Annotated in this window: 12 protein-coding genes; all 12 read right to left on the reverse strand. The window is 62.4% G+C overall.

The window, feature by feature from the left end:
• The coding region (locus C1H69_RS24340; RefSeq protein ID WP_102651652.1) for a methyl-accepting chemotaxis protein at window positions 1-1,985 on the reverse strand (1,985 nt) is incomplete at its 3' end.
• A 133-nt stretch (window positions 1,986-2,118) separates the two neighbouring features.
• On the reverse strand, window positions 2,119-3,480 hold the full coding sequence (locus C1H69_RS01495) for a methyl-accepting chemotaxis protein (protein WP_240609773.1): 1,362 nt from the start codon (window positions 3,478-3,480) through the stop codon (window positions 2,119-2,121).
• A 96-nt stretch (window positions 3,481-3,576) separates the two neighbouring features.
• Complete coding sequence (locus C1H69_RS01500) at window positions 3,577-4,071, reverse strand: chemotaxis protein CheW (protein WP_102651653.1); 495 nt, start codon at window positions 4,069-4,071, stop codon at window positions 3,577-3,579.
• On the reverse strand, window positions 4,068-6,167 hold the full coding sequence (gene cheA, locus C1H69_RS01505; RefSeq protein WP_102651654.1) for a chemotaxis protein CheA: 2,100 nt from the start codon (window positions 6,165-6,167) through the stop codon (window positions 4,068-4,070). The genes C1H69_RS01500 and cheA overlap by 4 nt, the downstream gene beginning before the upstream one ends.
• Window positions 6,168-6,208: 41 nt before the next feature.
• Entirely contained in the window at window positions 6,209-7,156 is a 948-nt protein-coding gene (gene motB / locus C1H69_RS01510) for a flagellar motor protein MotB (protein WP_102651655.1), read from the reverse strand.
• Entirely contained in the window at window positions 7,153-8,025 is an 873-nt protein-coding gene (motA, locus tag C1H69_RS01515) for a flagellar motor stator protein MotA (protein ID WP_102651656.1), read from the reverse strand. The genes motB and motA overlap by 4 nt, the downstream gene beginning before the upstream one ends.
• A gap of 192 nt (window positions 8,026-8,217) precedes the next feature.
• The gene (gene flhC / locus C1H69_RS01520) at window positions 8,218-8,808 is read right to left on the reverse strand and encodes a flagellar transcriptional regulator FlhC (RefSeq protein WP_102651657.1); all 591 of its coding nucleotides are present in this window, start codon (window positions 8,806-8,808) and stop codon (window positions 8,218-8,220) included.
• A gap of 2 nt (window positions 8,809-8,810) precedes the next feature.
• Complete coding sequence (gene flhD, locus C1H69_RS01525; protein ID WP_102651658.1) at window positions 8,811-9,137, reverse strand: flagellar transcriptional regulator FlhD; 327 nt, start codon at window positions 9,135-9,137, stop codon at window positions 8,811-8,813.
• Between the two features lie 324 nt (window positions 9,138-9,461).
• Window positions 9,462-9,761 (reverse strand): EscU/YscU/HrcU family type III secretion system export apparatus switch protein, encoded by a 300-nt coding sequence (locus C1H69_RS01530; protein WP_102651659.1) that lies wholly within the window; start codon window positions 9,759-9,761, stop codon window positions 9,462-9,464.
• Window positions 9,754-11,040: a flagellar hook-length control protein FliK gene (gene fliK, locus C1H69_RS01535; protein ID WP_102651660.1), complete on the reverse strand. Its 1,287-nt coding sequence runs from the start codon at window positions 11,038-11,040 to the stop codon at window positions 9,754-9,756. Before fliK ends, C1H69_RS01530 begins: the two co-directional genes overlap by 8 nt.
• On the reverse strand, window positions 11,037-11,429 hold the full coding sequence (locus C1H69_RS01540) for a flagellar protein FliT (protein WP_102651661.1): 393 nt from the start codon (window positions 11,427-11,429) through the stop codon (window positions 11,037-11,039). Before C1H69_RS01540 ends, fliK begins: the two co-directional genes overlap by 4 nt.
• Window positions 11,430-11,849, reverse strand: a complete 420-nt coding sequence (fliS, locus tag C1H69_RS01545) for a flagellar export chaperone FliS (RefSeq protein WP_102651662.1) — start codon at window positions 11,847-11,849, stop codon at window positions 11,430-11,432. It lies immediately after the preceding gene.
• Window positions 11,850-11,893 lie beyond the last annotated feature (44 nt).

The following is an 11,893-nucleotide window of genomic DNA, read 5'->3' on the forward strand; positions in this document are numbered from 1 at the left end:
TGCTCGGCCTGGTGCCGCAGGTCGCTGGCCGCACGGGCGCTCTGCTGCACGCGCTCGGCATTCTGCTGAGTGACCTGGTCCATTTCGGTGATGGCCTGATTGATCTGGCCGATGCCGCTGCTCTGTTCCTCGGAAGCCGCCGTGATCTCACCCATGATGTCGTTGACCCGGGAAGACGCCGCCACGACTTCCGCCATGGCGCTCTCGGCCTTCTGGACCTGGGCCGCCCCTTCCCTGATCTCGCCGGCCGAGCCGTCGATCAGCTGACGGATCTCCTTGGCCGCGTCCGCCGAACGTCCGGCCAGGCTGCGGACCTCTTCCGCCACCACCGCGAAGCCGCGACCCTGTTCGCCGGCACGCGCCGCCTCCACCGAGGCATTCAGTGCCAGGATGTTGGTCTGGAAGGCGATACCGTCGATGACATTGATGATGTCGGTCATCTTGTTCGAGCTGGCGGTGATGCGCTCCATGGTCTTCACCACGCCGTTCATCAGATCGCCGGTATCACGCACGCGACCGGCGTTGTCCAGCGCCAGGCCACTGGCTTGCCGGGCATTGTCGGTATTCTGCTGCACCGTGGTGGTCATCTCCTCCATGCTGGAGGCCGTCTCCTGCAGCGAGGCGGCCTGCTGCTCGGTACGGGCGGAGAGGTCCTCGTTGCCACGGGCAATGGAGCGGGATGCCGGGTTCACCACCTCGATCCCCTGCTGCACGCTGTAAGTCGTGCTGTAGAGGCTCTTGCGCATGATGTCCATCGCCCTGAGCAGGACCCCGACCTCATCACGCCGTTGATCCGGCGAACGTGCCGCCAGGTTGCCCGAGGCGACCTGCAGGGTGAAGTCCACGGCCCGGCGCAGCGGACGGTTGATGGCCGCCAGAATCCAGCCACCCAGAACCAGCATCAGCACAAGGGCCACGCTCATGAAAATGGACAGACCGGCCAACATGAGGCGCTGGCCGCGCTCGGCCTCGACAGCCATCTCCAACGCAGCCAGCCTCTCCACCTCGATCAGGTCATTGACCCGCGTAGAGAGCAATGCCCCCTGCTCGCGAAGTGGCGCCACGTCATTATTGAGGGCCATCAGCGCCTCATAGGCTTCCTCCGCACCCAATGCCGCGGCCATGTCGGCCAGTCCTTCATGGACGTACACTCTCAGGTTTTCACCAAACTCGTTGGCGATAGGCGTCTGATTCACCTCGCGGTTACCATACTCATCCCAGAGCGCTTCCAACTGGACCATGATCCGCTGGAGCGCTTCTCCGTGCGAATGGCGCTCCCCCAGCAACTCCATGCGTTCCTGGGTGGTGACACGCTGATGGCCCTCGTTGATCAGTTGATCGAGCTGCTGCAGTCGAATCACGTCCTGGAGCCCGTCACGGTTGAGCTCGGCCACCCGCGCCCCCGACGCCTGCAGTCCATACAGGCCAACACCTCCGCTTATCGCCAGCAGCAGCAGCGAGACCAGCGTGATCAGAACCAGCCTGGCTCGAATGGTCCGCAGGTTGAGCCTTGACACGAAGCCGAGTGGTCCACGGCGAACGAGCTGGCCCTGCTTCACGGCAAGATGCCTGCCGCGCCCTTCGCGAAGACGCGCGTAAGCGCCCTCGACCTTGTCGACGACCTCGGGTTCGGCCTTGGCACGCACCGAGGTGTAGCCCAGGCATTTACCGTCCTCCAGAATCGGCGTTACCGTGGCTTCCACCCAATAGTGGTCGCCATTCTTGCGTCGGTTCTTGACCACTCCCTGCCAGGCGTCACCTTTCCTGATGGTCGACCATAGATCGGAAAATGCCTCGGTCGGCATGTCGGGATGCCGGATCAGGTTGTGCGGCGCGCCGATCAGTTCGTCATGGCTAAAGCCGCTGACTTCCACGAACGCCGTGTTGGCGTAGGTGATATACCCTTCGAGGTCGGTCCGAGTGATCAGCAACTGCTGATCATCCAGCTTGTACTCACGCTGTGTAACTGGCTTGTTATCGCGCATGGTTATTATCCTTATACCGCCTCATCTTGTCGGGGGCTTTCCCGTGTCCGGCGCCGACACGCACGTTCGGAGTCGACGTCGCCACGAATGTCCTGTCTTGCTGGCGTCATGGTTCTACGCTGGCGTCATGGTCCTAGAAGGACGTCCATTCCTCCTCCTGCTTCTGCTCCCGGGCCGCCGTCGACGCTCTCGCGTCCCTGGCTGCCGGCAGCGGATCCTGCGTGAGGGCTTTCGGCGCCGCATTATTGCCGGTTCCAGCCCGGTTACCCGTCGTGGAAGCCGACCCCGTGCCCCTGGCCGGGCCATTATCTTGACCAGCCAGACGGAAACGCATCACGGCCTCGCGCAGACGGCCGGCTTCGGCTTCCAGTTGGGTGGCACCGGAAGCGGCTTGCTGCACCAGCGCCGAGTTCTGCTGAGTGACCTGATCCATCTGGGTAACGGCCTGGTTGACCTGGCCAATGCCATTGCTCTGTTCCAGGGAGGCGGAGGCAATCTCATCCATGATGTCGCTGACCCGCTGAACGGCCGCCACGATTTCGGCCATGGTCTGGCCCGCCTGATCCACCCGGGAAGTCCCCACGTCCACCTTGTTCAGAGAGCTCTGGATGAGCGCGCGTATCTCCCCGGCCGCAGCGGCGCTGCGACCGGCCAGGCTGCGGACCTCCTGGGCCACGACCGCGAAGCCTCGGCCATGCTCACCGGCTCTTGCGGCTTCGACGGAGGCGTTCAACGCCAGGATATTGGTCTGGAAAGCGATGGTGTCGATGACACCGATGATGTCCGACATCTTGTGCGAGCTCTCGCTGATGTCGTGCATGGTGGTCACCACATCGCCGACCACGTCGCCGCCAGTGGCAGCCGTACGCGAGGCTTCCGCGGCAAGCTGGCTGGCCTGGCGAGCGTTGTCGGCATTCTGTTCCACGGTGGAGGCCAACTGCTCCATGCTCGATGCCGTTTCGGCCAGCGAGGCGGCCTGCTGCTCGGTACGCGATGACAGCTCGACATTGCCCTGGGCGATATCCTGCGCACCCTGATAGATCCCCTCGCTACTGCCACGAACCGTACCGACCGTTTCGGACAGACCATCCTGCATGTGCTTCAAGGAGGTGAAGAGGCGGCCGATTTCGTTGTTGCCACGCTCCTCGACCGGCTGGGAGAGGTCTCCCCGGGCCAAACCCTCGAAGTAACCCACCAGCCTGGCCAATGGATGGAGCACATTGACCGTGATCCCCCATATCACCACCACCATCACCAACGCCGCACCAATCAGCATGGCGACGATGGCCAGACGCATGAGCTCGGCAAAGTCAACGAAGGACTGCAACAATGCCGCCCCCGACTCGCCGGCATGTGGCGCCATCTCGGCCATGGCATGATGACCCTGCTGCAGCGCATAAAGGCCAAGGAGACTCAGCACGATGATCATGCCGGCGAAGAACATTAGCACCAGCAGCCAACTGGCTTTGACGGTCAGGTTGTCGAGAAGCTTCACATCATTCCCTCATGGTCGACAGGCACAGGGCCCGATTGTCATATCGACGAGCCGGAGCGTACCCGCCGATACCATCGGCGGGAGGCAAGCGTTCGCTTATTCGGCCACGCGCTCGACCAGTTCCATCTCGTCGCTGGTCAGCAGCTTGTCGATATCGACGATGACGAGCATGCGATCCTCCAGGCTGCCCAGCCCACTCAGGAAATCCGAAGAGAGGGTCACGCCGAACTCGGGTGCCGGCTTGATCTGGTCCGGTGACAGCGTCATCACATCGGAGACACCATCCACGACGATGCCCACGACGCGATCTTCCACGTTCACCACGATGACCACCGTCTGCCCACCGTATTCCACCTTGTCGAGATGGAACTTGATGCGCAGGTCGACGATGGGCACGATCACGCCGCGCAGGTTGGTCACGCCCTTGATGAAGTCGGGGGCATTGGCAATGCGGGTGACGTTCTCGTAACCCCGTATTTCCTGCACCTTGAGGATGTCAACGGCGTACTCTTCCTCGCCCAGCGAGAAGACCAGGAATTCACGGTTGTGGGCTTCGGCCGCGGTCAGCGCCGCATCGGTCGTCTGGTTCATGAGGATGTCTCCAGCTCTTTATCGGTTAAGGCTTCGAGAGAGTGATTGGTGCGCTCGGGCCGGCGCGCCTCTTTCTTGGCACGATTGAGGCGATGCAGCCCGGCGATATCCAGGATCAATGCCACACTGCCATCGCCCAGGATGGTGGCTGCCGAGACGCCCGGCACCTTGCGATAGTTGGTTTCGAGATTCTTGACCACAACCTGCTGTTGACCGACCAGGTCATCCACCAGAAGCGCATAGCGGCGGCCTTCGCCCTGCACGATCACGGCGATGGTTTCGGTCAGCCTGGTCTTGGCATTCGGCACGTCCAGCGCTTCATGAACGGCCACCACCGGCAGGTATTCATCGCGCACCTTGAGCACGACATCGTCGCCTGCCATGGCATAGATATCCTCCTTGGCCGGCTGCAGCGATTCGAGCACCGCGGACAGCGGCAGGATGAACATCTCGTCACCCACCTTGATGGACATGCCGTCGAGGATCGCCAGGGTCAACGGCAGGACGATGCGAATGCGGGTGCCTTCGCCGGAGCGGGACATGATCTCGACGTGGCCACCCATGCCCTGGATGTTGCGCTTGACCACGTCCATCCCCACTCCACGGCCGGACACATCGGTGACTTCCTTGGCGGTGGAGAAACCCGGCGCGAAGATCAACTGCCAGACTTCGTCGTCAGTCATGGAATCCGAGACGTTCAAGCCATTCTCGCGGGCCTTGGACAGCAGCCTGTCACGGTTCAGGCCCGCACCATCATCGATGACCTCGATGAGGATATTGCCCCCCTGGTGCTGGGCCGACAGGGTCAACCGCCCCGTACGCGGCTTGCCTACCGCCTCGCGATCATCCGGCATCTCGATGCCGTGATCGAGGCTGTTGCGCACCAGATGGGTCAGCGGGTCGATGATCCGCTCGGTCAGGCTCTTGTCCAGTTCGGTGGACTCCCCCTCGGTAACGAGCTCGATCTCCTTGCCCAGCTTGCCGGCCGTTTCCCGGACCACTCGGGGGAAACGACTGAAAACGAACTCCATGGGGATCATCCGGATCGACATCACCGACTCCTGGAGGTCCCGGGCATTACGCTGCAGCAGGCTCATCCCGTTCAGGAGAGCACTGTCGGCCACGCCTTCCATCTCGCTGACGGTCTGGTCCAGCATCGACTGGGTAATGATCAGTTCGCCCACCAGGTTGATGACCTGGTCGACCTTGTCCACCGACACACGGATGGATGATGTCTCGCCGGCCGACTTGCTCTTCGCCTTGGACTTGGCCTTCGACGGCTTCGCATCCGCCGCGGACTTGGCCGCGGGAACGGAAGATGCCGCCGAATCCTGGGGAGCGGAAGGCGGCGGAGCCGGGCTTTGCACGGTTTCCGTACCTTCCGCGGCGGTGATCTGCAACTGGTCCGCCTCGATGATGAAGCACATGACCGCTTCGATATCATCGTTACCGACGGCAGACGACAGCACCACTTCGTAGCGCGCCTCATCGCCCCGATGCGTCACGACATCCCCCAACTGGCCCAGCTCCTCGATCAGGAGCTGGCGATCCTTCTCGGCAACGCCCAGCAGAGTAACGATGCGCTGCCCGCCGCTCTCCGGCTCGGCACTCCCGGCGTCGGTCGACGCGGCCGGGGGCTCGATCCTGGGAGCGGAAGCCTGATCAGGCGCCGGGGATGCCGCCCTTCCCGTGTCATCCAGATCCCGACCGATCTCCTCCAACGCCAATCGTTGCAGCGTCTGACAGATGCGCTCGAAGGCCTCCTGATCGGGCTCGCCGCCATTGCGGTAGGCGTCCAGCTGATCGTTGAGCATATCCTTGGTTTCCAGAAAAGTGTCGACGATATCCCGGCGCAGCGTCAGCTCGCCCTTGCGGGTATGGTCCAGCAGGTTCTCGAACAGGTGTGTGGTTCTCTGCAACGCTTCGAAGCCGAAGGTGCCCGCTCCGCCCTTGATCGAGTGAGCCGCCCGGAAGATGGCGTTGAGCTGCTCGATATCCGGCTCATCCACGTCCAGCTCCAGGAGGTAGCGTTCCATGTCGGCCAACAGCTCTTCGGCTTCCTCGAAGAAAGTGTCATAGAAATCCGTGATATCCATGCGCATCACCACCTGGTGTCAGATTGTTTTCCCAGCCTCGCTCACTCGTTGCCGAGCGAGCGACGCAGGCTTTCCATAAATTGGTGAACGGGGGCCAGGTCCACGTCGCTTTCCAGACGCGTACTCAGTGGGCTTGGTACACCCGGGCCGCCGAGAATACTCGGGCGGCGAATGTAATCGGCCACCTCCGGCAGCAGCACCAGCAGTTCGATCCGGCGATTGTCCGCGCTGCGAGGGTCCGTATCCGGCAGCTCCACCCGGTCGGCAAAACCGGAGACCCGCAGCAATTTATCCGAATCCAGCCCACCCACTACCAGTTCCCGTCGCGATGCATTGGCCCGATCGCTCGAAAGCTCCCAGTTGCTGTACCCACGATAACCACCGGCATAAGGCAGGCTATCGGTATGGCCACTGATGCTGAGGTAGTTGGGCAGCTCATTGAGAAGCGGCGCAATGGTACGCAGCAGGTTGCGCATGTAGGGTGCGACCCGGTCGCTGCCGATGTCGAACATCGGACGCTGTTCCGTATCCAGCAACTGGATCCGCAGCCCTTCGGGTGTCAGGTCGAAACGCATCTGCTGGCGCAGCTCGCGCAGTTCGGGGTCGGCCTCGATCACCGCCTCGATGCGACGCTGCAGATCCATGAAGAAGCGACGCTGCTGGTTACTGGGACGAGTCTGGCTGAGGGTATCGACACGGGCTCGCTCGCCATCGCTGTGAACGGCATCGGGTCCGCCGCCGGGAATGACCCGGGTGCTGCCCGAACGATCGCCTCCGCCGATAGCCGTGGTCAGGGGGGTGCTGAAGTAGTCCGCCACGCCCTGCCGCTGCTCCTCACTGGCGGTGGACAGTATCCACATGACCAGAAACAGGGCCATCAAGGCCGTCATGAAATCGGCCAGTGCGATCTTCCAGCTCCCCCCATGATGGGAGTGCACCACTTTCTTGCGCCGAATGATGATCGGGCGCTTGTCGCCTTGCGTACTCATTCGCGGGCCGCACCCGCCTTGGCATTGCGAACGTAATCCTCCAGCTCACTGAAGCCCGGACGCTCCGCCGTGTGCAGCGCCTTGCGCCCGAACTCCACGGCCAGCTGCGGTGCGTAACCGTGCAGGCTGGCAAGCAGGGTGACGCGAATGCACTGCAACATCTTTTCCGCCTCCTTGGCCTGACGTTCCAGATTGCTCGCGACGGGATTGATGAAGCCGTAGCCCAGCAGGATGCCGAGGAAGGTGCCGACCAGGGCGTGGGCGATCATCTCACCCATCTGGTCCGGCCCGGCATCCGCCGTACTCAGTGCCTTCACCACCCCCATGACCGCCGCCACGATCCCGAAGGCCGGCATGGCATCCCCGACCTTGGCGATAGCGTCGACCGGGATATGGGCCTCCTGCTCGAAGGCCTCGATCTCGTGGAGCATCAACTCGTCGATTTCCATGGGGTCCATTCCCCCACTGACCATCAGGCGCAGATAGTCGGTGAGAAAGTTCATGATCATGGGATCGGCCAGCACCTTGGGGTGCTCCTGGAACAGAGCGCTCTCCTGAGGGTTATCGATATCCCGCTCGATGCCGAGCATCCCCTCGCGGCGGATCTTGCCCAGCAGCTTGAACTGAACGGCAAGAAGCTCCATGAACATGACTTTCTTGTACTTTTTCGTTCGCTTGAGCTTGGGGAACATCTTGAAGGTGGCCACGATGGCCTTGCCATTGTTCGCCGCAATGAAGGCGCCGACACCTGCCCCGCCGATCATCAGCAGCTCGGTGGGCTGGTAAAGAGGCCCCAGACTGCCCCCGGCAAGCACGAAGCCCCCGAAGACACTGAGTGTGACGACGATGTAGCCAATCAGAATCAGCACAACCGATATCCTTTAATGGGTGCGACTTGTCTATATTTCTGGTTATCGGCCAGGCACGCGCTGACTTGAGCCCCCACGGGAAAAAAGCATGGAGAGGACAGACAGAACGACGCCGCCCCGGTGATGAAATCGGGGCGGCGACAGAGGCTTCGGCCAGGGCCGGGAGGCTGCAAGAGTGTGCTACGGAGGCACTCAGGTACCGCAGCGAGCGACAGGTGCCAGCTCGACACCCACCAGTCTCGCCTTGGCCGCCTCGCTCTCGCGACGCTTGCGCGTCTTCCCGGCACGGGAGGGCGGCATGCAGATGCCACACACGTAGTCGTGATCGGGCGCGTGGGCATGCGCCACGAAGTGTCCGCTGCATTGCGTGCATGAAGAGAGCTGCAACAGGTCGCTTTCGAAGAACCGCACCAGGGTCCAGGCACGGGTCAGGCCCAGCACCGGCTCGACCTGATCGATGTTCACCTGCTCGTTGTAAAGCTTGTAAGCGGTCACGAAAGCCCGCATCCGCTCGCACTGCTGCCCCTCATGCAGGTTCAGGTAGATGTTGTAGAAGAGGGAAGCATGCACGTTCGGCAACCAGGTGATGAACCAGTCCGTCGAGAACGGGAGCATCCCCTTGGGCGGCGACATGCCGCGCACTTCCTTGAACAGGCGAATCAGGCGCGCCCGGCTCAAGTCGGTCTCGGTTTCCAGTACCTGCAGACGCGCACCCAGCTCGATCAGCTCGATCGCCAGTTGAACCTGGCGCATTTCCGTTACGAGGCTCTTCTGCTGTGTCATCCTCAGCCCTCCCTCGCCATCGATACAGCCCCTCGCCCAGCCATCAGAAGCGAGGCATGGAACTGGGACAGCCCATTGTCACGGGGGTTATCAACGACCTGACGCAACTGATCCGCGCCCTCGAGGCCGAAATGGCACAGCAACTGGTTGGTACGCGCCAGGCGAGTCAGCTGCACGGCGCCCAGCGAAAGCAGCAGGTCAGCCGTTTCTTCCTCGATCTTCAAGCGGAACATCGCCGCCGTGCGATCGTCGTTGAGCAGCCGCTGGGCCAGCAGCAGATAAGCGAGATTGAGTTCCTGGATATCGTCCAGGTGATTCATGTTCTTCATTTTTCGAGTTCCCTGCACGCGACAAGCGCATGTGCCTATTATTTTTTATGCTTTTCGGGGCGCCGACGGCTGCTGGCAAAAAGGAGCGACCTGCGAAAGCCGGAACAACGCCCGATCAAGGACTTTCTTTATACCTTTCCATTGTGATGTTTTGAAACAGCGTTGCCAACCGACCAAAAGACCACGAAAGTCATCCTGCAGCATGACGAATCTCAAACTGCACGATTAAATCGTTAAGCATTTGGCCGGTAACGTAAAAAAACAGATCAGTTTCACTTGACAAACAAAAGAGAACAAATTCCGTATACAAATCGACACTATTTTTTACATACTGTTACTTTGTTGAAGGGAAGCACGCTCCTCGGACAGCTCGTAAACCCAGACCAGCAGCTCGGCAATCACCTCGTAGAGCACCGGTGGGATCCGTTCATCCAGATCAAGCCCCATCAGCAGTGCCACAAGCTCGGGGGCATCGTGAACATAGATGCCCTGGCGCTGTGCCTCGGCCAGAATGCGCTCGGCCATGTCACCGTAACCCTTGGCCAGTACTCTCGGTGCATCATCACCGTCCCGGTAGGCAAGGGCTATGGCCTGTCGACGATGCTCAGGACCGGGCTCAGCCATGGGACTTGCCCTCCTCCAAGAGGCGCGCGTCGATCAGGACGCGGGACATGCCTGCCGCCTGAAGTCGTTGCTCCAGTGTCGGCACGCCACCCTGCAGTATCGCCAAGGTCGGCTCATCAGCCGCTTTCAACTCAAGCCTGACATCCACGTCACGCAGCCACATGGCCACACGGATCTCGCCCAGGCTGGGCACCGTCAGCCGGAGTTCCGAATGCCAGTATCCAGGCGAAGAATCCCCTTCCTGCTCACCCTCGTCTTCGTGCCTGGCACCCACCGGCAACTGCACCATCAGCGCCATGAAGATGCCCGACCAGACATCCCCTTCCCAGCGCAGGACAGGCGTCACCAGCATCTCCAACTGATGGCGAACGACCCCCTGGAGGCTCTCGTGCACCGGCTCTCCGGCACCCGGGCGCATCCGCGCAGCGTTTTCCAACGGCTCGCGCCCCGCCGTTTCCGGGCCAGCTCCCTGACCAGGCATGGCGGCCGCGCGCGATGACGCGGCCGCCGTGTCGCGCGGTGCCGCACTGTCACCCCCGCCAGATGAAGTGGCGGGAAGCAGTGCGCCGGTAACGGCATAGGATTGGGCCTGGGCAGCCGGCCCCTGGATGGGGCCGCCCCCCGTCACGGGTGGCGGCGTCAAACCCGCTCCTGCCGCCACCTGGGCACCTGGCAGCCCCGCGCCACCAGCGGCCGGGCCCACCATGGCGCCGGGTGACGTTGCGGCACCGCCTTGAGTCACCGCTGCTGGAGAGAAACGCAGCGTTCGCCACATTTGTGGCTCCCGCTCCAGTTGCTGGCGAGTCAGTTCGCCGCGATACCAGCGGGACAGGTGAGACTCGTAGAACAACCCACTGTCACGAATACCCACCTGCAGCCGGTTGGCCAGGGTGGCGGCGCTGGGTGACTCATCGGCGCCCATGAGCGGCCCCGTCGCGCTCAGCACGGAGGGGGGGGCGGGAAAACGAACCAGAAGGTCGGCGATGGTACGCGCCGAAGGACTGAAGTGGGTCTGGAAAGAGGCCGGGGGGCGCGCCGAATCAGCCTGGCCACCCGGCGCGTCCCCGCGCGGCAATGGACCGGTCGAACCGGGTACGGGTAACGGCGTCGTGCCCGGGCGGCGACCTTCCAGTCTTGAATCGCTGTGCAGGGCCCTCGGACCCTCACCGGCGTTGACGGGGCGAACCGGCTCGTTCAGATCACGAGGCGGCTGGGTATCGACACGCTTGCCCAGCACCTGATGGAGCAGGGTGTCCAGCAGCGGCGTGATGCCACTCACGGGGTCCCCTGGTCATAGTGGTTCCCAGCAGCATTGGTCGATGACGCCTGCTTGCCATAGCTGCGATGCAGGTCGCGCTGACGACGTGATGAATCCATCAGCTGTCCCAGTTCATTGCGGCGCACCAGCAGGTACTCGCGGATCGCCAGGTCATCGGCCAGGATCGATTCCAGCAATTCCGCCTTGCGCGAGGCATCCGCCTCGCCCAGGGGTTGCTCGGCATCCAGCCGCCTCAGCCGCTCGGCAAGCTGCAAATAGTCGGCCTGACGCTCGATCAGCGCCTCCCAGTCACCGGCCCGCGCCAGCTCGAGCATGCCAGACACCAGCTCCTGAAGCTGGACATAACCGACGATCACGGTTGCCGGCTTCCCAGCGTTTGACGTCGCCATTCAATCCTGCGCTCCGGCGCTGCCGATTTCCCGCCAGGCGGAGGCGATGTCTTCCAGCAGCCGTTCCGCCTGGTCCAGGCTCTCCTGGTCATCGTGCAGGTTGGCTGCCAGCAGCAGCCGGACGACATAGTCGTACAGAGAACCGAGCCGCTCGGCGATTTCGCCGCCCTTCTCGGTATCCAGCGCTGCCAGCAGCCCGTTGTTGACGATATCCAGCGCCTTGGAGATCGCCCTGCCCTTCTCGGCCACACTGCCGGCCTGCATATGAATGCGAGCGGCACGAATCGAGCTCAGAGCACCATCGAACAGCATGACGATGAGCTGATGCGGGCTTGCCGACATCACCCCGCTTTCCACGCCAACCCGGGCATAGGCCCCGGCTCCACGGCCGTAGGCGGCGGCCCCTCGCATTGCGGTCATGGCACTCATTCTCCTGTGTTGTGACGGCCAGTCACAGGCTCGAG

Source organism: Billgrantia endophytica (assembly GCF_002879615.1).
Lineage (GTDB): Bacteria > Pseudomonadota > Gammaproteobacteria > Pseudomonadales > Halomonadaceae > Halomonas > Halomonas endophytica.

Bases quoted from the DNA above. Each gene is read 5' to 3' on its own strand.
- cheA (WP_102651654.1), bottom strand. From the start codon at position 6,167: ATGGATATCACGGATTTCTATGACACTTTCTTCGAGGAAGCCGAAGAG.
- flhC (WP_102651657.1), bottom strand. From the start codon at position 8,808: ATGACACAGCAGAAGAGCCTCGTAACGGAAATGCGCCAGGTTCAACTG.
- C1H69_RS01530 (WP_102651659.1), bottom strand. From the start codon at position 9,761: ATGGCTGAGCCCGGTCCTGAGCATCGTCGACAGGCCATAGCCCTTGCC.
- fliS (WP_102651662.1), bottom strand. From the start codon at position 11,849: ATGACCGCAATGCGAGGGGCCGCCGCCTACGGCCGTGGAGCCGGGGCC.
- flhD (WP_102651658.1), bottom strand. From the start codon at position 9,137: ATGAAGAACATGAATCACCTGGACGATATCCAGGAACTCAATCTCGCT.
- motB (WP_102651655.1), bottom strand. From the start codon at position 7,156: ATGAGTACGCAAGGCGACAAGCGCCCGATCATCATTCGGCGCAAGAAA.
- C1H69_RS01540 (WP_102651661.1), bottom strand. From the start codon at position 11,429: ATGGCGACGTCAAACGCTGGGAAGCCGGCAACCGTGATCGTCGGTTAT.
- C1H69_RS01500 (WP_102651653.1), bottom strand. From the start codon at position 4,071: ATGAACCAGACGACCGATGCGGCGCTGACCGCGGCCGAAGCCCACAAC.